Origin of the sequence: Desulfobotulus sp. (assembly GCF_034006065.1) — a bacterium.
Lineage (GTDB): Bacteria > Desulfobacterota > Desulfobacteria > Desulfobacterales > ASO4-4 > Desulfobotulus.
The window spans coordinates 15,319-36,629 of sequence record NZ_JAVETM010000016.1 but is presented as its reverse complement, the minus strand read 5'-3'; the positions used below and the strand labels follow the sequence as shown (position 1 = coordinate 36,629).

The 21,311-nt window shown below is 56.2% G+C and carries 22 protein-coding genes and 1 tRNA gene; 16 read left to right on the top strand and 7 right to left on the bottom strand.

The window, feature by feature from the left end; translation table 11 throughout:
• Nucleotides 1–2 precede the first annotated feature (2 nt).
• The 3 genes from nifU to gltX all read right to left on the bottom strand — a co-directional run bounded on the left by nifU (nt 3) and on the right by gltX (nt 2,652).
• Nucleotides 3–830 carry a Fe-S cluster assembly protein NifU gene (gene nifU, locus RBR60_RS08030; RefSeq protein ID WP_320355521.1) on the bottom strand — a complete coding sequence of 276 codons (828 nt, stop codon included), beginning with the start codon at nt 828–830 and terminating at the stop codon, nt 3–5.
• Between the two features lie 230 nt (nt 831–1,060).
• Nucleotides 1,061–1,134: transfer RNA gene (locus tag RBR60_RS08025), tRNA-Gln, on the bottom strand.
• A gap of 108 nt (nt 1,135–1,242) precedes the next feature.
• Nucleotides 1,243–2,652, bottom strand: a complete 1,410-nt coding sequence (gene gltX, locus RBR60_RS08020; protein WP_320355519.1) for a glutamate--tRNA ligase — start codon at nt 2,650–2,652, stop codon at nt 1,243–1,245.
• A gap of 223 nt (nt 2,653–2,875) precedes the next feature.
• Between gltX and rpmF the strand changes: the two genes are divergently transcribed.
• The 13 genes from rpmF (at nt 2,876) to RBR60_RS07955 (ending at nt 12,407) form a co-directional block, all read left to right on the top strand.
• Nucleotides 2,876–3,058 carry a 50S ribosomal protein L32 gene (gene rpmF / locus RBR60_RS08015; RefSeq protein WP_320355517.1) on the top strand — a complete coding sequence of 61 codons (183 nt, stop codon included), beginning with the start codon at nt 2,876–2,878 and terminating at the stop codon, nt 3,056–3,058.
• A 175-nt stretch (nt 3,059–3,233) separates the two neighbouring features.
• Nucleotides 3,234–3,461 (top strand): acyl carrier protein, encoded by a 228-nt coding sequence (gene acpP / locus RBR60_RS08010; RefSeq protein WP_320355515.1) that lies wholly within the window; start codon nt 3,234–3,236, stop codon nt 3,459–3,461.
• Nucleotides 3,461–4,747: a beta-ketoacyl-ACP synthase II gene (fabF, locus tag RBR60_RS08005; RefSeq protein ID WP_320355513.1), complete on the top strand. Its 1,287-nt coding sequence runs from the start codon at nt 3,461–3,463 to the stop codon at nt 4,745–4,747. Before acpP ends, fabF begins: the two co-directional genes overlap by 1 nt.
• Entirely contained in the window at nt 4,744–5,190 is a 447-nt protein-coding gene (gene rpiB, locus RBR60_RS08000; protein WP_320355511.1) for a ribose 5-phosphate isomerase B, read from the top strand. Before fabF ends, rpiB begins: the two co-directional genes overlap by 4 nt.
• A 27-nt stretch (nt 5,191–5,217) precedes the next feature.
• Nucleotides 5,218–6,462 carry a serine hydroxymethyltransferase gene (gene glyA, locus RBR60_RS07995; protein ID WP_413815452.1) on the top strand — a complete coding sequence of 415 codons (1,245 nt, stop codon included), beginning with the start codon at nt 5,218–5,220 and terminating at the stop codon, nt 6,460–6,462.
• Nucleotides 6,463–6,501: 39 nt separating this feature from the next.
• Complete coding sequence (locus RBR60_RS07990) at nt 6,502–6,954, top strand: cytidine/deoxycytidylate deaminase family protein (protein ID WP_320355507.1); 453 nt, start codon at nt 6,502–6,504, stop codon at nt 6,952–6,954.
• Nucleotides 6,955–7,091: 137 nt separating this feature from the next.
• On the top strand, nt 7,092–7,556 hold the full coding sequence (gene nrdR / locus RBR60_RS07985) for a transcriptional regulator NrdR (protein ID WP_320355505.1): 465 nt from the start codon (nt 7,092–7,094) through the stop codon (nt 7,554–7,556).
• The gene (gene ribD, locus RBR60_RS07980) at nt 7,553–8,689 is read left to right on the top strand and encodes a bifunctional diaminohydroxyphosphoribosylaminopyrimidine deaminase/5-amino-6-(5-phosphoribosylamino)uracil reductase RibD (RefSeq protein WP_320355503.1); all 1,137 of its coding nucleotides are present in this window, start codon (nt 7,553–7,555) and stop codon (nt 8,687–8,689) included. The genes nrdR and ribD overlap by 4 nt, the downstream gene beginning before the upstream one ends.
• Before the next feature lie 3 nt (nt 8,690–8,692).
• Nucleotides 8,693–9,358, top strand: a complete 666-nt coding sequence (locus RBR60_RS07975) for a riboflavin synthase (protein WP_320355501.1) — start codon at nt 8,693–8,695, stop codon at nt 9,356–9,358.
• 55 nt (nt 9,359–9,413) lie between these two features.
• Nucleotides 9,414–10,631 carry a bifunctional 3,4-dihydroxy-2-butanone-4-phosphate synthase/GTP cyclohydrolase II gene (locus RBR60_RS07970; RefSeq protein WP_320355499.1) on the top strand — a complete coding sequence of 406 codons (1,218 nt, stop codon included), beginning with the start codon at nt 9,414–9,416 and terminating at the stop codon, nt 10,629–10,631.
• 139 nt (nt 10,632–10,770) lie between these two features.
• On the top strand, nt 10,771–11,244 hold the full coding sequence (gene ribE, locus RBR60_RS07965) for a 6,7-dimethyl-8-ribityllumazine synthase (RefSeq protein WP_320355497.1): 474 nt from the start codon (nt 10,771–10,773) through the stop codon (nt 11,242–11,244).
• Nucleotides 11,244–11,687 carry a transcription antitermination factor NusB gene (nusB, locus tag RBR60_RS07960; protein WP_320355495.1) on the top strand — a complete coding sequence of 148 codons (444 nt, stop codon included), beginning with the start codon at nt 11,244–11,246 and terminating at the stop codon, nt 11,685–11,687. Before ribE ends, nusB begins: the two co-directional genes overlap by 1 nt.
• 93 nt (nt 11,688–11,780) lie before the next feature.
• A complete protein-coding gene (locus tag RBR60_RS07955; RefSeq protein WP_320355493.1) occupies nt 11,781–12,407 on the top strand; it encodes an MBL fold metallo-hydrolase in 627 nt (208 codons plus the stop codon).
• Nucleotides 12,408–12,468: 61 nt separating this feature from the next.
• On the opposite strand, the gene mltF is transcribed toward RBR60_RS07955, so the two are convergent.
• Nucleotides 12,469–13,869, bottom strand: coding sequence for a membrane-bound lytic murein transglycosylase MltF (gene mltF / locus RBR60_RS07950; RefSeq protein WP_320355491.1), 1,401 nt, complete (start codon nt 13,867–13,869; stop codon nt 12,469–12,471).
• A 261-nt stretch (nt 13,870–14,130) separates the two neighbouring features.
• Here mltF and ispG point away from each other — a divergent pair, with 261 nt between their 5' ends.
• The 3 genes from ispG to RBR60_RS07935 all read left to right on the top strand — a co-directional run bounded on the left by ispG (nt 14,131) and on the right by RBR60_RS07935 (nt 19,093).
• Nucleotides 14,131–15,216 carry a flavodoxin-dependent (E)-4-hydroxy-3-methylbut-2-enyl-diphosphate synthase gene (ispG, locus tag RBR60_RS07945; RefSeq protein WP_320355584.1) on the top strand — a complete coding sequence of 362 codons (1,086 nt, stop codon included), beginning with the start codon at nt 14,131–14,133 and terminating at the stop codon, nt 15,214–15,216.
• 14 nt (nt 15,217–15,230) lie between these two features.
• Nucleotides 15,231–16,742 carry a proline--tRNA ligase gene (gene proS, locus RBR60_RS07940; RefSeq protein WP_320355489.1) on the top strand — a complete coding sequence of 504 codons (1,512 nt, stop codon included), beginning with the start codon at nt 15,231–15,233 and terminating at the stop codon, nt 16,740–16,742.
• A 200-nt stretch (nt 16,743–16,942) separates the two neighbouring features.
• A complete protein-coding gene (locus RBR60_RS07935; RefSeq protein WP_320355487.1) occupies nt 16,943–19,093 on the top strand; it encodes a bifunctional (p)ppGpp synthetase/guanosine-3',5'-bis(diphosphate) 3'-pyrophosphohydrolase in 2,151 nt (716 codons plus the stop codon).
• 105 nt (nt 19,094–19,198) lie between these two features.
• Here RBR60_RS07935 and rpmB read toward each other — a convergent pair whose 3' ends face one another.
• The 3 genes from rpmB to trxB form a co-directional block, all read right to left on the bottom strand.
• Nucleotides 19,199–19,390, bottom strand: a complete 192-nt coding sequence (rpmB, locus tag RBR60_RS07930; RefSeq protein ID WP_320355485.1) for a 50S ribosomal protein L28 — start codon at nt 19,388–19,390, stop codon at nt 19,199–19,201.
• A gap of 175 nt (nt 19,391–19,565) precedes the next feature.
• Complete coding sequence (gene bamD / locus RBR60_RS07925; protein WP_320355483.1) at nt 19,566–20,231, bottom strand: outer membrane protein assembly factor BamD; 666 nt, start codon at nt 20,229–20,231, stop codon at nt 19,566–19,568.
• A gap of 146 nt (nt 20,232–20,377) precedes the next feature.
• Nucleotides 20,378–21,304 carry a thioredoxin-disulfide reductase gene (trxB, locus tag RBR60_RS07920; protein WP_320355481.1) on the bottom strand — a complete coding sequence of 309 codons (927 nt, stop codon included), beginning with the start codon at nt 21,302–21,304 and terminating at the stop codon, nt 20,378–20,380.
• Nucleotides 21,305–21,311: the final 7 nt, after the last annotated feature.

Sequence of the window (21,311 nt, the reverse complement as noted above, 5' to 3'; positions counted from 1 at the left end):
GTTCAGGCCTCCTCGACCACGAGGTCATGGGCGACCAGGGTGCGAAGCCTGGCTTCCACGTGATCTTTCAGGGTAATGCGACTTCTGGAGCAGGTGGCGCAGGCACCCTGGAGACGCACCAGAACCCGGTTGCCATCCACATCCACAAGCTCGATATTGCCTCCGTCCCGGATCAATGCGGGTTTGATTTCGCTTTCCAGGGTTTCTTCGATTTTGCGGATTTTCTGAAGATTGGTGAGGCCGGATGCGGGTTTCTTGGGGGTCATGATGGCAATGCCCCGGCTTTTGCTGATAAGGTTCATGATTTCTTCGTGACAGTGGCCACAACCGCCGCCGGCTTTGAGGTAGCCTGTCATATCTTCAATGGTGCTGATACCCTTTTCCTTCACCGCTCTGATGATTTCCACATCCGTGACGTTGAAGCAGTGGCAGACAATTTCACCTTCAAGGACTTTATCTGGTTCCCCCCTGTAGTGGGCAATGGCTTTTTCCAGAGCTTCTTGTCCCATGACAGAACAGTGAATTTTTTCCTTGGGCAGGCCTCCGAGGAAGGCGGCAATGTCTTCGTTGCTGATTTTTTCTGCTTCCTCAAGGGTTTTTCCGATGATCATTTCCGTAAGGGCGGAGGAAGAGGCAATGGCGCTGGCGCAGCCAAAGGTCTGAAATTTGGCCTCTGCAATTTTTTTGTCTTCTCCCAGGCGGAAGGTGAGTTTCAGGGCGTCTCCGCAGGCAATGGAGCCGACTTCCCCAATGCCGTCCGGATTGGCCACTTCGCCAACATTTCTTGGGTTCAGGAAATGTTCCCGAACCTTGTCCGTATAATCCCACATGCGTAATGCTCTCCTATGGTTGTCCGCCCCTTGCGGGCAGGTTTGCAGTCCGGCTTCCTTATAACCCATGGAAGTATAAGTACGGAATAAAAAAATGGTAGACGCATGGGGGAAAAATGCGGAATTTTTAAAAAAGCGGGCGGGTTTTGGGGTATATCCCGGAACAGGGCGGCGGGGAGATGGAAGGGTGAACGCAAAAAAGCCACCCGGAGGTGGCTTTTCTTTTAAAATGGCAGAGGGGCAGGGATTCGAACCCCGATAGACGGAGTCAGAGTCCGTAGTCTTACCATTAGACGACCCCTCTGCAAACGCGACTTAAACTAGAGAAAAACCTGGACCCTGTCAAGCATAAAAAATGTTTTTTGAGAAAATGGGCAAGGGACATTTTTCAGGATTTCGTATGAAACATGCCTTACCCCTTGGCTTCCAGGTGGGCAATGGCCGCATCCAGGCGGGGCAGGGTGCGTTCTTTCCCCAGAAGGGCCAGCATTTCTCCCATGCCGGGGCTGAAGCCCTTGCCGGTGAGGGCCACCCGTAAAGGTCCACCCACTTTGCCAAGTTTCAATCCCATTTCTTCGCATACGCTGTGCAGAAGGGCTTCCATGGCGGCCTCGGAGGTGTCTTCTGTTTTTGTAAGTTTTTCCCGGATTTTTTTAAGCACATCCAGGCTCTCAGCCTTGAAGTTTTTCTTGGATGCGACCTCGCAATAGGCCGATGGAGCCACAAAGAAGCTTTCTGCCTGTTGAGCCATGTCCACCAGGGTTTTGCTCCTCGGCTGGAGCAGGGTGATGATGGCGTTCAGTCTCGGGTCTTGGGGGTCATGGGGAATGCAGAGGGCCTGCATCTGCTCCAGGAAAAGGGGCCTGAGTCTTTCCTGTGTGCTTTTCTGGATATGCTCGGCATTGAGGGCTGTGAGCTTTTCCATGTCAAAAACCCCGGGAGATCTGCCGATGGACTCCAGGCTGAAGAGTCTTTTCATGTCTTCTATGGTGAAAAATTCCTGGTCGCCGTAGGACCAGCCCAGGCGTACCAGGTAATTGAGCAGGGCTTCGGGAAGAAAGCCCATTTTCTGGTATTCCATGACACCCATGGCACCGTGGCGTTTGGAAAGGCGGGTGCGGTCGGGCCCCAGAACCATGGGTACATGGCCGAATTTGGGGACTTTTGCGCCCAGAGCCTCATAAATGAGGATCTGTTTGGGGGTGTTACTCACATGGTCGTCTCCCCGGATGACGTGGGTGACGTCCATGGTGAGGTCGTCAATCACCACGGCAAAATTGTATGTATAGACGCCATCACTGCGGCGGAGAATGAAATCATCGATTTCCGTGTTAGGAATGGCAATGGGGCCTTTGATGATGTCGTCAATGCGGGTGCTGCCCGTATCCGGGGTACAAAGCCGCACCACGGCACCATCCTGGGGAGCAAGGTTTTTGTGGCGGCAGGACCCGTCGTACATGGGGTTACGGCCCTCAGCTCTGGCCTTTTCCCGCATGGCTTCCACGGTTTCCGGAGAGCAGGTGCAGTAATAGGCCTTTTTGTCATTCACCAGTTGGTTGAGGTAGGTCTTATAGACATCAAAGCGCTGGGTCTGGTAAAAGGGGCCTGCGTCCCAGTCAATGCCCAGCCAGTTGAGGCCTTCGAAAATGGCATTGACGGATTCCTGGGTGGAGCGCTGGATATCCGTGTCTTCAATGCGGAGGATGAATTTACCGCCGGTTTTGCGCGCATAAAGCCAGTTGAAAAGGGCGGTTCGGGCACCGCCCACATGAAGGTAGCCCGTAGGGCTTGGCGGGAAGCGGGTGATGATGGTATCGCTCACAGTAAACCTCGGTTTTGCGGTTGGCTCGAAAAATCTCTTCTGCACCGGAAAGGGTGCGTAAACAAGGAGAGTTACCACAAGCCTCCGGTTTGGGACAAGGGGCATATTGGAAAAAACTTGACAGCATCCGTTGAATTCCCATAGGAAAACGGCTATTATGTCGCGGTTTTGTGGGGGTTGAGGGTTGGTTTTTAAAAAATGTAAATAATTTCAGGAGATTGATATGGCTGTACCCAAGAGAAGAACATCCAAGTCCAGAAGAGACAAGCGCCGTACGCATAAAAAAACGGCTGCGCCCAACATTGCAGCGTGCCCGGAGTGCGGTGAGGCCAAACAGTCCCATGCGGCCTGCAGAAGCTGCGGCACATACAAAGGACGCACGGTTCTGACCGATATGGAGGCCTGATGCCTGGGGGCCGTAAGGCCCGGGCCTGGGCGTAGAAAGGAGGGGTCTGGAGTGTTTTTTCCCTGCGTTTTGGGAAATGCTTGACCCCTTTTCGTTTTTTGTGCTGGGGAAGGGTGGAAAGGTAAGGCTGCCTGGACTCCCCGGAGGAACTTTTTTTAAAGAAAGGAAGGGTCGCATGTCCGTTGAGGATAAGGTCCGGAAGGTGATTGCGGAAAAGCTGGATGTGGATATTGACGAGGTGGTTCCCGAAGCTTCTCTGGTGGAAGACCTTGGCGCGGACTCCCTGGATCTGGTAGAGCTCATGATGAGCATGGAAGATGTCTTTGATGTGGATATTTCCGATGAGCAGGCGGAAAAACTGCGCACGGTGAAAGACGTCATTGATTTTCTGGAATCCCTCTGATGACAGCGACCGTGTTTTCCAGGCCTCCGCTGCGTGAGGTGGCGGTAACGGGAATCGGCATGGTCTCTCCTTTGGGATTGGATGGGGTCAGTACCTGGGAAGGCCTTCTGGAAGGGCGCTCAGGTATCGGGCCCATTACCCGTTTTGATACGGCAGGCCTTGCCGCCACCATCGCGGGGGAGGTCAGGGGCTTTCGTCCTGAAGATTACCTGCCGCGCAAGGAAGCCAGAAGAACACCCCTGTTCATGGCCTATGCCGTGGCTGCGGCCCGTATGGCCCTGGAGGACGCTGCCCTGGGTGAAGAGCTTTCCAGGGATGGGCGCACGGGAGTTTATGTGGGATGTGGCATCGGCGGTCTTGAGGTGATGGAGGAGAACTTCCGAATCATGGCGGAACGGGGGCCGGGAAGGGTGAGTCCTTTTCTGATTCCCCATTTCATCGGGAACATGGCCGGTGGCATGGTGGCCATGCACCTGGGGTTGCGGGGGGCCAACCTGACCTTTGCCACAGCCTGTGCTGCGGGTGCCCATGCCGTGGGAGAAGCCTTCCGCCGTGTCCGGGACGGTTATGCCGATGTGATGCTGGCCGGAGGCAGTGAGGCCGTTGTCACCCGCACCTGCCTTGCGGGTTTTGCTGCCATGAAGGCCCTTTCCACCCGAAACGATGCGCCGGAAGCTGCCAGTCGTCCCTTTGATAAGGACAGGGATGGTTTTGTGGTGGGGGAAGGCGCCTGTTTTCTCGTGCTGGAGAACCTGGATAAGGCCAGGGCGCGTGGGGCAAGGATCTATGCGCGTATCCGGGGCTATGACTCCGGGTGTGATGCGTATCATATCACAGCACCAGAGCCGGAAGGTGCGGGCATGGCCGCCTGCATGACCGGGGCACTGCTGGACGGAGGGCTGGCACCGGAAACGGTGGGCTGGGTGAATGCCCATGGTACAGGAACCCCGTTAAACGATGTGTGTGAGACCCGGGCCATCCGAGAGGTGTTTGGTGAGCATGCGCAAACGCTGGCCGTTTCCGCTGTAAAGAGTATGACGGGCCACCTTCTGGGGGCTGCGGGAGCCTTTGCCGCAGGTGTGAGCGCTTTGGGACTTTTTCACGGTATTTTGCCGCCCACCCGGAATCTGGATCATCCGGATCCGGCCTGTGACCTTGACTATATTCCGAAAAAAGCCCGGAAGCGTGCTGTGGAGGCGGCATTGACCAATGCCTTTGGTTTTGGCGGTACCAATGCCTCCTTGCTGATGACGGCGGACTCCGGCACAGAAAGAGACCCGACATGACGGACAGGTCAACCCTGCTGCTGGCCAGTGACCACGCGGCTGTGGATCTGAAGAACATTGTGGCTGCCCACCTGCGCGGCCGAGGAATTTCCGTGGAGGATATGGGGGCCCATGGCCGGGAGTCCGTGGATTATCCAGACTATGCCATGCGTGTGGCCCGCCCCATATCCGAAGGTCGGGCGGAGCGGGGAATCCTTCTTTGTGGTACGGGCCTTGGCATGAGCATGGTGGCCAACCGCTTTCCCCATGTGCGGGCTGCACTGTGCAACGATCTTTTTTCTGCGGGCATGAGCAGGCGCCACAACAATGCCAATGTCCTTGTGCTGGGGGGACGGGTGCTGGGCGATGTGCTGGCTTGCGCCATTGTGGACGCCTGGCTGGATACGCCCTTTGAAGGCGGACGCCACCAGACGCGGCTGGATCATTTCAATGGGGGCGTTTAAGGGCCCTTGTGTGTGAGGAGGAAGACGGTGGATATGGAAAACATTCGCGCGGTGGATCCGGAAATTGCCGCTACCATGGACAGGGAAATGGCGCGGCAGCGGGGAAACCTGGAGCTGATCGCATCGGAAAACATCGTGAGCCCCGCAGTCATGGAAGCCCAGGGTAGCATCATGACCAACAAGTACGCAGAAGGCTATCCTGCCAAGCGTTATTACGGTGGATGCGAGTTTGTGGATGAGGCGGAAAGCCTTGCCCTCGACCGGGCAAAGGAGCTCTTTGGCGCCGTGTATGCCAACGTTCAGCCCCATTCCGGTTCTCAGGCCAACATGGCCTGTTATTTTGGCCTCATTGAGCCCGGAGACAGGGTGTTAGGCATGGATCTCTCCCATGGCGGACATCTGACCCATGGCTCGCCTGTGAATTTTTCCGGAAGGCTCTATCCGTTCAGCCATTATGGCGTGTCCCGGGAAACGGGTCGCATTGATTATGATGCGCTCCAGCGCCAGGCGGAGGAACTGCGTCCCCGTATGATTGTGGCAGGCGCCAGTGCCTATCCCAGAATTCTTGATTTTGAGCGTTTTGCAGCCATAGCCGCTTCCGTCAATGCCTTCTTGATGGTGGATATGGCCCACATTGCAGGCCTTGTGGCCGCAGGTCTGCACCCTTCTCCCATCGCCCATGCCACGGTGGTGACCAGCACCACCCACAAGACCCTGCGGGGACCCAGGGGCGGTTTGATCCTGGCGGGGACGGATATGGCAGCCACCTTTAACAAGCAGATTTTTCCTGGCATTCAGGGTGGGCCCCTCATGCACGTCATTGCGGCCAAGGCGGTTGCATTCAAGGAAGCTCTGGCCCCGGAATTCAAGGCCTATCAGAAGCGGGTGGTGGACAATGCCGCCACCCTTGCTTCGGGCCTCATGGATGCAGGGCTGAACCTGGTATCGGGCGGTACGGACAACCACCTCATGCTGGTGGATCTGACCAACATCGGCATCACGGGTAAGGAGGCAGAGGCGGTACTGGGACAGGCGGGAATCACGGTGAACAAGAACACCGTACCCTTTGAAACCCGCAGCCCCTTTGTGACCTCAGGCATCCGCATCGGTACTGCGGCCATGACTACCCGGGGCATGGGCAAGGCTGAAATGCAGGCCATTGCCGCATGGATTGCAGATTGCGTGAAAAACCCCGGCAATGCGGCAAAAATTTCGGCCGTGCGCCAGGAAGTCAGCGCCCTGACAGCCCGGTTCCCCCTGTTTCAGTATTAAGCCCTGCTGCGGGCCTCACGGATTCAAAAAGGGAGAGAGATGACAGAGGAACGACCCTCCTGGGATGCCTATTTCATGGACATCACCACCCTTGTGGCCCGCAGATCCACCTGCCTGCGCAGGGCCGTGGGCGCCATTCTGGTAAAAGACAAACGGGTGCTTTCCACGGGCTACAACGGCGCTCCGGGCGGGGTGCGGCACTGCAATGAGACGGGATGCCTGCGGGAACAGATGGGAGTGCCTTCGGGAGAGCGGCATGAACTCTGCCGGGGCATTCATGCGGAACAGAACGCCATTATCCAGGCGGCCCGACATGGGGTGAGCATTCTGGGCTCCACCTTGTACTGCACCACCCAGCCCTGTTCCATCTGTGCCCGCATGCTCATCAATGCCGGTATTGTGCGCATCTGTTTCCAGCAGGGATATGCGGATCCTTTAAGTCTGCAGATGCTGGAAGAGGCGGGGATTCCACTGGAAAGAATATTTTCCTGAAAAAGGCCTGTTCCGGGTAAGGGGCAGGCCTTTTGATGCTGGCAGCATGATTTTTTTAGTTTGGGGCTGTCTTGCGCCATGGCTGTCACCTTGTTTTTCTGCCCCACAGGGGCAGCATGCGCCATGAAGGAGGCCGTATGAAGTGTCCGTTTTGCGGGGAAGGGGACAACAAGGTCATTGATTCCCGCCTGAGCAAGGAAGGCAACATGATCCGCAGACGGCGGGAATGCCTTTCCTGTTCCCGCCGCTTCACCACGTATGAGCAGGTTGAAGAAATTCCCATGATGATTGTCAAAAAGGATGGTCGCAGGGAGAAGTTCAACCGGGAAAAGCTGCGCAACGGTATTCTGCGGGCCTGTGAGAAGCGGAATGTAAGCATCCATGCCATTGAAAACTTCATGGACGAACTGGAGCGGGATCTCCGGGAGACGGGTGAAAGGGAGATTGCCTCGCGCACCCTGGGGGAGAGGGTGATGGTCTGGCTTCACGACCTGGACCCCATCGCCTATGTGCGTTTTGCCTCTGTATACCGGGAGTTTAAGGATGTGAATGACTTTGTGGAGGAGTTGAAATCCCTTCTCATCCGGGAAAAGGACGCATGAACGATCTGTTTTTCATGGAAAGGGCCCTGGAGTTGGCTGAAAGGGGCGCGGGCCGTACTTCTCCCAATCCCCTGGTGGGAGCTCTTGTGGTGAAGGATGGAAAGGTGGTGGGCGAGGGCTGGCATGAAGCCTATGGCGGTCCCCATGCGGAAGTACATGCCCTGGCTGCTGCCGGGGATGGGGCCAGGGGGGCGACGATCTATGTGACTCTGGAGCCCTGTAACCATTACGGCAAGACCCCCCCCTGTACGGAGGCCATCCTCAAGGCGGGAATCCGTCGGGTGGTCATGGCCATGGCCGATCCCAATCCCAAGGCCGCAGGCGGCCAGGAGAAGCTTCGGGCTGCGGGGCTTACGGTGGAGGTGGGACTCTGTGAAGAAAAGGCCAGAAAACTGAACGCCCCCTTTTTGAAGATGGTGGAGACCGGGCTTCCCTATGTGGTGTTGAAATGCGCCATGACCCTGGATGGCCGTGTGGCTACCCGGAGCGGGGATTCCAAATGGGTGACGGGATCTGAGTCCAGAGAGTGGTGCCATCGCTACCTGCGCCAGCGCCTTGATGCCATTCTGGTGGGCAGCGCCACGGTGCGGGCTGATGATCCCAGTCTCACCTGCCGTCTTCCCGAAGGCGGGGGGCGGGATCCCCTCCGCATTGTGCTGGCCTCCACCCTGGACATTTCCCCGGACGCCCAGGTGTTGCGTCAGAAAAGTGATTCTGCTACGGTTCTCGTCTGCGCCGAAGGAACGACGGCGGAGAAGAAGGTCCCCTTTCTTGAAGGGGGGGCGGAAATTCTGGAGCTTCCCCGCAGGGGAGAAGGGTTGGATATGCAGGGCCTTTTGCCCCTTCTGGCCCGAAGAAGGGTGCAGAGTCTGCTCATCGAAGGGGGCGGCCGTGTGGCGGCCTCGGCTCTGCGAAGTGGCATCGTGGATCACGTGGTGTTCTTTTATGCCCCCAAGATCCTGGGCGGCGATGGCATCCCGGTGCTGGATGGCCCAGGCCCTCAGCGCATGGCCCAGAGCCTTGTCCTGGAAGGCATGGAAGTTTTTCGTACGGGCGAGGACATCCGGGTGGAAGGGCGTCCCCTGTTGCCGCCCCCTTCTGGGGCCTCATCGAATACGAGGGGAGTTTTGTAAGGGATGTTTACGGGAATTATTGAGGGTATGGGAACCATCCGGGAGCTTCTTCCCGCAGGTGAGGGTCGGCGGATGACCGTGGAGGCGGATTTTGACCTCACGGGTACCCGCATCGGCGACAGCATTGCGGTGAACGGAGCCTGCCTTACGGCGGTGACGCTCCAGGGCCGTCGTTTTACCGTGGATGTGGCGCCGGAGACTGTGGCAAGATCCCGGTTTAAGATCGCACGGGTGGGAGAGCGGGTGAATCTGGAGCGGGCCCTGACCCTTTCCTCCCGCCTGGATGGGCATATCGTCACAGGTCATGTGGACGGGGAAGGCCGTATCCTTTCCAGGGAAACCCGGAGTAACGCCATCCTCATCACCATCGGCATTGACTCTTCCCTGGCCCGCTATCTGATTCCCAAGGGATCCGTGGCTGTGGACGGCACAAGCCTTACGGTGAATACCTGCGGAAGGGACCGCTTTTCCGTTTCCATCATTCCCCACACCGCAGGGCTTTCCACCGTGGGAGGGCGGGCTGTGGGGGAAAGTGTCAACATTGAAACGGATATTGTGGGTAAATATATTGAACGTCTGATCACCATGCCCTCTGGGGCGAAGGAGGAGAGCCCGCCGCAGTCTGGTGGGATAGATCTTTCCTTTCTGGCGAAAAACGGGTTTTTGTGAGCAGGCTCTGCCGGTGGCAGGTCAGGACTCACATGGAGAGGTTTAGGAAGGTTTCATGCCGAAGATCACAATAGAACAGGCCATTGAAGATATCCGGGCCGGAAAAATGGTCATTCTGGCCGATGACGAAGATCGGGAAAACGAGGGCGACCTCACCATGGCTGCGGAGAAGGTGACGCCGGAAGCCATCAATTTCATGGCAAAGTACGGAAGAGGGCTGATTTGTCTTTCCCTGACAGCGGAAAAGTGCGATGCCCTGGATCTTCCCATGATGGTGACGAACAACACCTCGCCTTTTGGTACGGGATTCACCGTATCCATTGAAGCCAGGGAAGGGGTGACCACGGGGATCTCCGCAGCAGATCGTGCCACCACCATCCTGGCGGCTGTGAAGGATGGGGCAAGGCCCAGGGATCTGGTGCGTCCGGGCCATATCTTTCCCTTACGGGCCAAGGACGGCGGGGTGATTGTCCGTTCCGGCCAGACTGAGGGGTCCGTGGACTTAGCCCGCCTTGCAGGACTGAAGCCTGCGGGGGTGATCTGCGAGATCATGGACGATGATGGCACCATGGCCCGCATGCCTTCTCTGGAGCGTTTCAGCGAGGAACACGGCATTGGCATCTGCACGGTGGCGGACCTCATCGCCTATCGCCTGCGCACGGAGAGTTTTGTCCAGCGTCAGGTGGAAGCCCGCATTCCCACCTCCTTTGCCGGAGATTTCCGGGCCGTGGTCTATGAAAACGCCATTGATGATTATCAGCACATTGCCTTTATCAAGGGCGAGATCGACTCTTCAAAGCCCGTTCTCGTACGGGTGCATTCTGAGTGCCTCACAGGGGATATTTTCGGGTCTCTGCGCTGTGATTGCGGGGATCAGCTGAAAAAAGCCATGCAGATGATGGAAGAGGAAGGTTGCGGCGTCCTGCTCTACATCCGCCAGGAAGGCCGAGGCATTGGTCTTGTGAATAAGCTGAAAGCCTATAACCTCCAGGATGAGGGCCTGGATACGGTGGAAGCCAACGAGAAACTGGGCTTTAAGCCGGATATGCGGGATTATGGCATTGGGGCCCAGATTCTCGTGGATCTGGGGATCCGTGAAATGCGTCTCATCACCAACAACCCCAAAAAAATGGTAGGCCTTGAAGGATATGGTCTGCGCATTGTGGATCAGGTGCCCATTGAAATTGAATCCAATGATGTGAACCGTTGCTATCTCGAGTGCAAGAAGCTCAAGATGGGGCATCTGCTCACTCTGGTGGATAAAGACACCTGATACCTCAGGGTATGGAACCCTTGCTCCTTTGTGACACAGGGGCTTAAAAGGTTTCATCCCATGCGCACGCGGTCTTAGTCCCAGACCCCAAAACCCTATAATGCCTTTGCTCTTTGACCTGATAAGGAGAAACAAGAACATGCCAAGGATTCTGGAAGCCCAGTTACGGGCCGATGGTAAGCGTTTTGCCATTGTATGCACACGATTCAATGATTTTATCACAGAACGCCTTGTGGGCGGTGCGCTGGACGCCTTGGTGCGCCATGGCGCTTCCGAAGACGCCATTGACATTGTGAAGGCGCCCGGCGCTTATGAGGTGCCCCTTGTGGCTAAAAAAATGGCCGCTAAGGGTTCTTATGATGCGGTGATCTGTCTGGGAGCCGTGATCCGCGGCGCAACCCCCCATTTTGATTACGTGGCCGGAGAGGCTGCCAAGGGTATTGCGCAGGTGATGCTGGAAACGGGTGTGCCTGTGATCTTTGGTGTGCTGACCACAGACACCATTGAGCAGGCCATTGAACGCGCCGGAACCAAGGCAGGGAACAAGGGCTTTGACGCCGCTGTGGCCGCCCTTGAAATGGCCAACCTCATGGATGTGGTGGACAAGGCCTGATGGGATACCGGCGTAGGGCGAGGGAACAGGCCTTGCAACTTCTGTTCTCCATGGATCTTCGGGGTGACTATTCCAAACAGATCAAGTCTTTGTTTTGTCATGTGTTCATTCCCGAAGAGGCCACCTTGACCTTGTTTGAACACCTGGTCGAGGGTGTTGTGACGCATATGGAAGAAATTGACCGTACCATTGAGGCGTTTTCCAGCAACTGGCGTATCCCCCGCATGGGGCGTGTTGATCGGAATGTGCTGCGGATGGCGGTTTTCGAGATGCTGTATATGGCGGATATTCCCCACAAGGTCTCCATCAACGAGGCCATAGACCTTGCCAAAAAATTCGGCACCCGGGATTCGGGTGGTTTTGTGAATGGTATCCTGGACAGTATCCGCAAAGACAAGGAACGCCACAGGGAAGAACTGGTGGCGGGCCAGCAAGACGCCTAGGAGGGTCTTGCGTATCCTTATCTGCATGGTCTCGGGGAAAGGCTCCTTGTGTGCGCATTACCCGGAACCGGCGCCCGAAGACGGAGGAGAGCCATGATCATCAAATCCCTGGCCGTAGGTCCCATTATGGCCAACTGTTTCATTGTGGGTTGCGAGAAAACCCGGGAAGCCGTTGTCATTGATCCGGGTGATGAGGGGGATCGCATCCTCATGGCCCTTGGGAAAGAGAAGCTTACGGTAAAATATATCCTCAATACCCACGGGCATTTTGACCATGTAGCCGCCAATCGCCGTCTGAAAGAGGTGACGGGCGCTGAAATCTGCATCCACCCGGAAGATGCGCCCATGCTGGGTCAGCTTTCCACCATGGCCATGGCCTTTGGCCTGCGAGCGGAGAATTCTCCGCCCTGTGATCGCCCCCTGAAGGGTGGGGAGGAAATTCGTTTTGGCGAGGAAGTGCTGCGGGTGATCCATACGCCCGGACATTCCCGGGGCGGTCTTTCCTTTGCCGGTAAAGGCGTGGTTTTTGTGGGAGACACCCTTTTTGCAGGATCCATAGGACGCACGGATCTTCCGGGAGGTGATTACGGAACCCTCATAGCCAGTATCCGGGAGCGGCTTTTCCCCTTGGGCGACTCTATCCGTGTGCTTTGCGGTCATGGTCCGGAAACCACCATTGCCAATGAAAAGCGCTTCAATCCCTTTGTGGGTGGAGCATAAAAAGCTTTTTCCCATGAATACAAGGAGAGGCGGGGGAGTTTCCCCTGCCTTTTTTTGCGTCCTATTCCGGTGGCAGATTTCTGGATTCCTGTAGACTTTTGTGGCGGAGAATGTCGTAGTATAAGAGTATCTTACGCAGGTACAAGACCGGCTCGGAGCCTCGGGAGTAGCCGTAGATGGCATCTTTGTAATATTTTTTCTGCTCCAGAAGGGGCAGGGTTTTTTCCAGGTTGTACCAGCGGTCCGGATCCAGGTTGAAACGGCGGGCCAGGTTACGGGCATCCAGCATATGGCCCTGGCCCACATTGTAGGCCCCAAGGGCGATCAGGGTTCTGTGGGGTTCTTCGGCCTGATCAAAAAGATCGTGCAGTCTTTTCAGGTAACGGATGCCCGCTTCAATGTTCTGGGCGGGATCGTGGATATTGGTGACGCCCAGGCTGCGGGCTGTACGCCCCATGAGTTGCATGATTCCCCTGGCGTCGGCATGGCTGCGTGCCCAGGGGTTGAGGTGGGATTCCTGGTAGGCCTGGGCTGCAATGAGACGCCAGTCAAAACCATGGGCTGCCGCATGTTGTTCAAACAGGGCCTGATAACGGGGCAGTCGGGTTTCCAGACGTTTATGGAAGCGCATGAGATCGACGTAATCAAAAAGGTCAAGATCTCCATAGTGCCTGTTGTAGAGGGTTTCCAGGGTGCCGTCTTCCCTTGCCTTTTCAAAGAAACGATTGACCTGATACCGCAGCTTGTGGGCCTCCGGGGCAAGCAGCCAGACAAAGGGGGCAGGTTTTCCGAGGCTGAGGGCCGGACCCGCCTGGGGGTAGTAGCGCTGGTAACGTCGGGCCATGTGATCCGGGATAATGGTCATATCAATTTCCCGGAGACTGACCCTCTGGAAAAGGGTTTCGTTGCACTGGGCTTCTTCAACGATTTCCATGGAGATGCCGTCATCCTGCAGATCCTGAAGAAGGGGGAAAACCCGGGATTCGGCCGGTATATGAACCCGCATATCCCCTAGATCCCGGAGGGCGCGGAAAAGGGTGTTGCTACGGTGTACAACACAGGCGTAACGCATGTGCATGTAGGGGTGGGTGGCGCGGGTGCTGTTCTGGACAGGCAGGGGGCTGCCGGGAATGGCAATGGCGGCCCTGCCGTCGGCAAGCATGGCTTCCATGGCTGGCAGGTCTTCGGCAATGAGGATCTCAAGTTCGATGTTCATCTGATCCGCAAAGGTTTTGACAAGTTCATATTCAAATCCCATGGGGGCGTCATTGTACAGATAATGGGTGTGCAGGGCATTGCGGGTCACCACGGAGAGTACGCCGGAATGGAGCACCTGTTCCAGACCGTTTTCCGGGACCTGGGGTTCGGTATGGAGGTAGTAGGCAAAGCGCAGGCAGAAGCAAAGAAAGAAGATCGTGAGAAATTCAAGGGCGCAGCGCAAAACCAGGAAAAACCCGTGCACGTGTCTCCTCTCCCGGCCGGATGGGGGCCGATGCTTGGGAATGAGCGGCCGTGTGCGCCCTTAAAAAACCCTTCAGGGTGCTGCCAAGAGCCGTGGAAACAGAGAAGTGCCGGGCATTTCTGCTTTTCTTGCACTTCACCATGGCCTCTGTTATTACCAGAAATCGCTGTGATGCAAAAAAGTTTTTGCAGAGAACAGCCATAAATCCGAACATTTCTTGCGGAAGGACGCCTCGTTGTGGAAGCAACCGACTCTGAAAGGATGAAAATTCCCCAAAGCCGCAGGCCTTCGCGCAGCATTATGCTGGGCGGTCTTGCCATAGGGGGGAGTGCGCCGGTTTCCGTACAATCCATGACCAATACCCACACGGACGATGTTTCTGCCACTGTGGCGCAGATCCGGCGGCTTGAGGAAGCCGGATGCGAGATTGTGCGGGTGGCGGTTCCGGATATGGCGGCAGCCCAGGCCATTGGGTCCATTAAAAAGCAGATCCGCCTTCCCCTTGTGGCGGATATCCATTTTGACCACCGCCTGGCCCTGGCTGCGGCGGAGGCCGGGTGTGATGGTCTGCGCATCAACCCAGGGAATATCGGGTCTGAGATCCATGTCCGGGAAGTGGTGGCTGCGGCCAGGGACAGGGGCCTTCCCATCCGTATCGGTGTCAACGCCGGATCCCTTGAGCGGGAACTTCTGGCCCGGTACGGGGGGGCCACGGCTGAGGCCATGGTGGAAAGCGCCCTTTCCCATGTGGCTCTGCTTGAAAACCAGGGTTTTGAAGCTATCAAGATTTCGCTGAAGGCATCGGATGTACCCCGGACTGTGGCTGCTTACCGTCTGCTTGCCCGGCGCTGCGATTATCCATTGCATCTGGGGGTAACGGAGGCGGGGGGGCTTTTTCCCGGTGTGGTGAAAAGCGCTTTGGGTATCGGCATGCTGCTGGCCGAAGGTATCGGGGATACTCTGCGGGTTTCCCTGACCCGGGATTCTGTGGAAGAGGTGCGGGTGGCCTATGAGATTTTAAAAAGCCTTGGTCTGCGCCAGCGGGGGCCGGAGATCGTGTCCTGCCCCACCTGTGGGCGTACGCGGATTGATCTTTTTGCTATCCTGGATGCCGTTGAAAAGCGTTTGCTGACCGTGGAAGCGCCCATCAAGGTGGCTATTATGGGATGTGTGGTGAATGGTCCCGGTGAGGCCAGAGAGGCGGATGTGGGCATTGCCGGAGGACATGGCAAAGGCATTTTGTTTCGTAAAGGTGAGGTGGTTCGCAAATGCCGCGAGGAAGAACTGGTGGAGGTTCTCATGGCGGAGGTGGCGATCCTGGAAAAACAATGGCGTAACGCCTTATAAGGATGGGATGAACGATGGCGCAGAATAAGAAAACGGCGATCACGCCGACCCGCGTGGAAGACTACCCGGAATGGTATCAGCAGGTGGTGAAGGCTTCGGACATGGCGGAGAATTCGCCGGTGCGGGGCTGCATGGTCATCAAACCCTGGGGGTATGCCCTCTGGGAGCAGATGGTGGCCGTGCTGGATGGCATGTTCAAGGAAACGGGCGTGAAAAACGCCTATTTTCCCCTTTTCATTCCCTTAAGCTTTCTGGAAAAGGAGGCCGAGCATGTGGAGGGGTTTGCCAAAGAATGCGCTGTTGTAACCCATCACCGCCTGGAAGCGGGGCCGAATGGGGGGCTTGTTCCTGCAGGGCCGCTTACCGAACCCCTCATTGTGCGACCCACCTCGGAGACCATCATCGGAGATTCCTTTTCTAAGTGGGTGACGAGTTATCGGGATCTGCCGCTTTTGATCAACCAATGGGCCAATGTAGTGCGCTGGGAAATGCGGACCCGTACCTTTCTGCGGACCAGCGAGTTTCTCTGGCAGGAGGGCCATACGGCACATGCCAGTGAGACTGAAGCCCTGGAACGCACCCGCATGATGCTGGAAATTTATGCGGATTTTGTGGAGAACTGGCTGGCCATGCCCGTGATCCGGGGGGTGAAAACTCCGTCGGAGCGTTTCCCCGGAGCTGTGGAAACTTTTTGCATCGAAGCCATGATGCAGGACAGAAAGGCCCTTCAGGCGGGGACTTCGCATTTTCTTGGCCAGAATTTTGCCAAAGCCTCAGACATTCGTTTTCAGGGACCGGATGGTCAGGACACCCATGCCTGGACCACCTCCTGGGGGGCCTCCACCCGCATGATCGGTGGTATGATCATGACCCATGGAGATGACGATGGGGTGATGATGCCGCCTAAGGTGGCCCCGGCCCATGTGGTGCTCCTGCCCGTTTTCCGTAAGGATGCCGATTCCGAGGCCATCCTGGCTTACACCCAGGACACCGCAGCCCGCCTTCGCCAAGAGACCTATACCGGTCGGAAGCTTTCCGTTGAAATCGACAGCCGGGATCTGGCGGGCCGGAACTGGGAATGGATCAAAAAGGGGGTGCCCATCCGTCTGGAGATGGGGCCAAGGGACATGGCCGAAGATGCGGTGTTTATGTTCCGCCGGGACACAGGAGAGCGCAGGGCGGTGAAACGTGCGGATCTTGGGGTTGTGATAAAGGAAACACTGGATGCCATCCAGAAAAATATGTATGATCAAGCCTTGGCCTTTCAAAAGGCCCATACCCGCAATGTGGATGATAAAAAGGATTTTTATGCCTGGTTTACGGCAAAAAATCCGGAAAAACCGGAAATTCACGGGGGCTTTGCCATGGCCCACTGGTGCCAGGATGCGGGGTGTGAGGCAGAAATCAAGCAGGATCTTTCCGTCACCATTCGCTGCATTCCCCTGAATGGGGAAGAAGAAGAGGGGCGTTGCATTTTCTGCGGGGGAAAAAGCCCACGGCGGGTGGTTTTTGCCAAGGCCTATTGAGGGAGGCCCGGAATCGCGGCAGGTGAAAACCTGTCCGGGCTGCGCCCTGAAAGCCGGAGCAGGATTCAGAGCCTTGAAGCCCTTTATGGGTTAAAGGCTCTGGTTGCCTCTGGTTTTTCTGGCACCCGGATCCATCATCGGCCCAGACGGCATGGGGGGCTGAATACGGGAAACATCGGGAACGGGGGAAGCGGGGTTTTATGATTCGCATTACCGACATTATAGATCGGATTCTTGAATACGATCCGGAAGCGGATATCGACCTTGTGGAGAGGGCCTATATTTATTCGGCCCGGGTTCATGACGGGCAGGTACGGCTTTCGGGGGAGCCTTATCTCACCCACCCTTTGGAAGTGGCGGGCATTCTTGCGGACTTAAGGTTGGATACGGTGAGCATTGCCGCAGGCCTGCTCCATGATGTGGTGGAGGATACCCATGCCACGGAAGAGGAAATCCGCCAGATGTTCGGGGCGGAGGTGGGGCATATTGTGGCGGGTGTCACCAAAATCAGCAAGCTGCCCTTTCAGACCTCCGAACACCGACAGGCGGAAAGCATCCGGAAAATGATCCTCGCCATGGCGGATGACATCCGGGTGATTCTCATCAAGCTTGCGGACCGCCTGCATAACATGCGCACCCTGGGCTTTCATAAAAAACAGGACAAGGTCATGAAGATATCCCAGGAAACCTGGGACATCTATTCTCCCATTGCGGCCCGTCTCGGCATGTACCAGCTGAAAAACGAGCTGGATGATCTGGCCTTCCGTTATCTGAAGTCCGAAGCCTATGCCGAGATTGAGGCGGGCATTGCCAAGGATCGGGAGGAGAGGGAAAGCTATGTGGAAGAGGTGAAGACCATCATCCGCAAGCGTATGCTGGAGGCAGGTCTTCCTGCGGAGGTGCTGGGCCGCTATAAACAGATTCCCAGTATTTACCAGAAAATGGTGCAGCAGCAGCTGAGTCTCTCGGAGATCTATGATCTCACAGCCTTCCGCATTATCCTGAATACGGTACCCCAGTGTTATGAGGCGCTCGGCGTGGTGCATTCCCTCTGGAGACCGGTTGCCAAGAAATTCAAAGACTACATTGGCATGCCCAAGCCGAACATGTACCAGAGCCTGCATACCACGGTGATCGGTCCCTATGGGGAGCGCATGGAGGTTCAGATCCGTACCTGGGAGATGGATCGCGTGGCCAAAAGCGGTATTGCCGCCCACTGGAGCTACAAAGAGGGCAAACACGCGGATCCCAACATCGCAAGGGCCTTTGCCTGGATCCAGAATCTTGTGGAAAACCAGGAGGAATCCAGGGATCCCCAGGAATTCATGGAAAATGTGCGCATCGACCTTTTTCCCGACGAGGTCTATGTCTTTACCCCCACAGGGGAGGTGAAAAACCTGCCCAAGGGGGCCACGCCTGTGGATTTTGCCTACATGATCCATACGGAGGTGGGAGGTCAGTGCGCAGGCGCGAAGGTGAACGGCCGTATGGTGGCTCTGAGCTATGTGCTGCATAACGGCGACATTGTGGAGATCATCACAGCCAAGGAACATACGCCCAGCAAAGACTGGCTGAATTTTGTCAAAACCGTACGCGCCAAAAACCGTATCCGTCAGTGGGTAAAAAACCAGGAAAGGGAACGATCCCTTTCCTTGGGACGGGAGCTTTGCGAAAAAACCTTCCGAAAGCAGAAGCTGAATTTCAGCAGCGTGATGAATACGGAAGCCATGCTGGAGGTGGCCCAGTTTTTTAATTTCAAAAATGTGGAAGACCTTGTGGCCAATGTGGGCTATGGAAAAATCACACCCTTGCAGGTGTTGCGCAAGTATGCCCCCAGTTCTGAGCCCGAACCCCCCAGGCCCCCTTCCTTCATTCATAAGCTCATTGGTAACCGCAGTCGTAAGAAGACCCGGGGAGAGGGCGTGGTGGTCAAGGGCGTTGACGACATTCTGGTGCGTTTTGCCAAATGCTGTCAGCCGGTTCCCGGTGATCCCATCATTGGCTACATCACCCAGGGGCAGGGGGTGAGCGTACACAACCAGCATTGCCCCAGCATCAAGAGCCTGAGCCCGGATCGTTACATTGACGTGGATTGGGCGGATGATTTTTCGGAGTTCTACCCGGTGCGGCTCCAGGTTTTTTCCCATGACCGCATGGGACTTCTGGCGGATATGGCCTCAGCCATCACCAAAACCGGAGCCAATATCCTTTCCGCCCATACGGATACCCTGGATGTGGAGGCGAGTACGCTTTTCACGGTGGGGGTGACGGGGAGAGAGCTTCTGGAAAGGGTGATGAAAGCCCTGCGGCAGACCCGTGATGTTGTGGAAGTCCGCCGTCTGGATGGCTGAGAAGGCAAATTGGGGTGGATCACAGAAAAAAGGCATGAAAAAGGGTCCATGGATTTTTCCAGGACCCTGTTCGCATGGGGTATGCCGGTCTGAAATAAGACAGGCCTACCCTTTTTTGGTTACGCGGCCGGACTTGATGCACTGGGTGCAGACCTTGATGCGTTTGATGGAGCCATCCTGAACAGCATGGACGCTCTGCAGGTTGGGGTTGAAACGACGCTTGTTCACATTGTGGGCATGGCTGACATTGTTGCCAACCATCGGCTTTTTGCCGCAGATAGCACATTCTCTGGACATGATAAGTTCTCCCTGCTGATGGAAAATGCGGCGTTTTCAGCACCGCAAGAAAATCATAAATCGAACCAAAACCATAACCCAATACACCAAAGAAGGACTGAAGTAAAGGGAACAAGTGGGGGGTAAAATTTTCTTTTTTCCCCTGCCCCCTTAACTCTTTGCCTGGGCTGGGGTTTTACGGGCTTGCCTGTTTTTCCAGGGCCTTTGTGATTTTCTTAAGAAGAAAGCGGGCTTCTTCGGCCTGGGGGGTTTCCGGGTAGGCGGCAAGGAGGGTTTCAACCCGTCCCTTGGCGGCCACGAAAGCCTTGGTTCGGAAATAATAGCTTGCAACATAGAGCTCAGCCCCGGCCAGGCTTTCCCGGCACAGTTGGATTTTTTCCGCAGCCTGGGCGGCATAGGGCGTGCCCGCATAATCTTCCTGAAGTCTTAGGAAAATGTAGAGGGCGTTTTTGGCGGGGGTCTGGTCCCGATCCACGGTGTCCATACGCTCAAAGTGGCACATGCCGAGCTGGAAGACCGCTCTGGGGGTTTCGGGATTGTTGGGGTGCAGACGTTCAAACTCGGCATACACCACCGCAGCTTCGGCGTATTCCTTGAGGGCGTAATGGGCGTCCGCAATGCGCAGGGTGGCTTCTGTGGCATGCTGGCTGAAGGGATACCAGTCTCTGAGACGCTGAAAAGCCTCCAGGGCGCGCCGGTATTTTTCATTTTCAAAGGCTTCCCTTCCCTCCACCAGGAGTTCCGGAGCTGTTTTTTCCGGTTTTTTGCCGAAAAGCCCGCATCCGGTTACCAGGGTGCATAACAGGAGAACAAGAAAAATGGAAAAAATGTTTGATTTCATTTTACCTTGAAAAATCCGTCCTTTTTGTTGGCCCGGTGTGCGGGATCGGGGAGGATGCAGTCCCGGCTGGGGCATGAAACCAGAGCCGCCTTTGCTGTGGGCATCAAAGACGGCTCTGGGGAAGACAGAGGATAAGGAATCCGTATTCAGAATCCGTTGAGATAATGTTCCGCAGCTACCGCCGCAATGGCCGCATCTCCTACGGCTGTGGCGACCTGCCTCAGGGGGGTGTTGCGGATATCTCCGCAGGCAAAGACACCGGGAACCGAGGTTTCCATACGCGCGTTGACAAGGATAAAGCCCTGGGAGTCCCTTGCCAGGGTATCCTGGATGAAGTCCGCGTTGGGCGTGATGCCGATCCAGATGAAACAACCGTCTGCAGCAAGGTCCTGGATTTCATCTGTTTTGACATTGCGCACCCGGACGGCGGCAAGGCCCTTTTCTCCTCCGAGAATGGCTTCGGGAACCGAATTCCATACCATGGTGATTTTGGGATTGGAAAGGGCTCTTTCCTGGAGGATGCGGGTGGCCCTGAGCTGATCTCTGCGGTGTACGAGAAAGACCCTGTCCACGAATTTGGTGAGGTAAAGGGATTCCTGCACGGCCGTGTCACCGCCGCCAATGGCCACGACGGTTTTACCCCGGAAAAAGGGAGCGTCACAGGTGGCGCAGAAGGATACCCCTCTGCCGTAGAACTCGTCTTCCCCGGGAATCTGGAGTTTTTTGGCAAAGGCCCCGGCCGCGATGATGAGCGTTTTGGCAAAAAGACTTTTATCGGCCAGAATGATTTCCTTCACGTCTCCTTGCGGACGGATGGCCACAACCTCTTCATAGGCCGTTTCAAGGCCAAAGGCCTCGGCCTGGCGGGTCATACGTTCGGCGAGATCCGCACCGGAAATGCCCTCTGGAAAGCCAGGATAGTTTTCCACCCAGTCGGTGATCATGATCTGTCCGCCTGGCATCATCTTTTCGATGAGCAGGGTTTTCATGCGCGCCCTGCATGCATACAGACCCGCGGTGAGGCCTGCGGGACCGCCGCCAATGATAACAAGATCGTAAATATTTGAATCCATGGGGCTT

Bases quoted from the DNA above. Each gene is read 5' to 3' on its own strand.
- RBR60_RS07935 (WP_320355487.1), top strand. From the start codon at position 16,943: ATGATTCGCATTACCGACATTATAGATCGGATTCTTGAATACGATCCG.
- nifU (WP_320355521.1), bottom strand. From the start codon at position 830: ATGTGGGATTATACGGACAAGGTTCGGGAACATTTCCTGAACCCAAGA.
- proS (WP_320355489.1), top strand. From the start codon at position 15,231: ATGGCGCAGAATAAGAAAACGGCGATCACGCCGACCCGCGTGGAAGAC.
- rpmF (WP_320355517.1), top strand. From the start codon at position 2,876: ATGGCTGTACCCAAGAGAAGAACATCCAAGTCCAGAAGAGACAAGCGC.
- ribE (WP_320355497.1), top strand. From the start codon at position 10,771: ATGCCAAGGATTCTGGAAGCCCAGTTACGGGCCGATGGTAAGCGTTTT.
- trxB (WP_320355481.1), bottom strand. From the start codon at position 21,304: ATGGATTCAAATATTTACGATCTTGTTATCATTGGCGGCGGTCCCGCA.
- fabF (WP_320355513.1), top strand. From the start codon at position 3,461: ATGACAGCGACCGTGTTTTCCAGGCCTCCGCTGCGTGAGGTGGCGGTA.
- RBR60_RS07955 (WP_320355493.1), top strand. From the start codon at position 11,781: ATGATCATCAAATCCCTGGCCGTAGGTCCCATTATGGCCAACTGTTTC.
- ispG (WP_320355584.1), top strand. From the start codon at position 14,131: ATGAAAATTCCCCAAAGCCGCAGGCCTTCGCGCAGCATTATGCTGGGC.
- ribD (WP_320355503.1), top strand. From the start codon at position 7,553: ATGAACGATCTGTTTTTCATGGAAAGGGCCCTGGAGTTGGCTGAAAGG.
- RBR60_RS07970 (WP_320355499.1), top strand. From the start codon at position 9,414: ATGCCGAAGATCACAATAGAACAGGCCATTGAAGATATCCGGGCCGGA.
- nusB (WP_320355495.1), top strand. From the start codon at position 11,244: ATGGGATACCGGCGTAGGGCGAGGGAACAGGCCTTGCAACTTCTGTTC.
- rpmB (WP_320355485.1), bottom strand. From the start codon at position 19,390: ATGTCCAGAGAATGTGCTATCTGCGGCAAAAAGCCGATGGTTGGCAAC.
- acpP (WP_320355515.1), top strand. From the start codon at position 3,234: ATGTCCGTTGAGGATAAGGTCCGGAAGGTGATTGCGGAAAAGCTGGAT.
- bamD (WP_320355483.1), bottom strand. From the start codon at position 20,231: ATGAAATCAAACATTTTTTCCATTTTTCTTGTTCTCCTGTTATGCACC.
- RBR60_RS07990 (WP_320355507.1), top strand. From the start codon at position 6,502: ATGACAGAGGAACGACCCTCCTGGGATGCCTATTTCATGGACATCACC.
- rpiB (WP_320355511.1), top strand. From the start codon at position 4,744: ATGACGGACAGGTCAACCCTGCTGCTGGCCAGTGACCACGCGGCTGTG.
- RBR60_RS07975 (WP_320355501.1), top strand. From the start codon at position 8,693: ATGTTTACGGGAATTATTGAGGGTATGGGAACCATCCGGGAGCTTCTT.
- nrdR (WP_320355505.1), top strand. From the start codon at position 7,092: ATGAAGTGTCCGTTTTGCGGGGAAGGGGACAACAAGGTCATTGATTCC.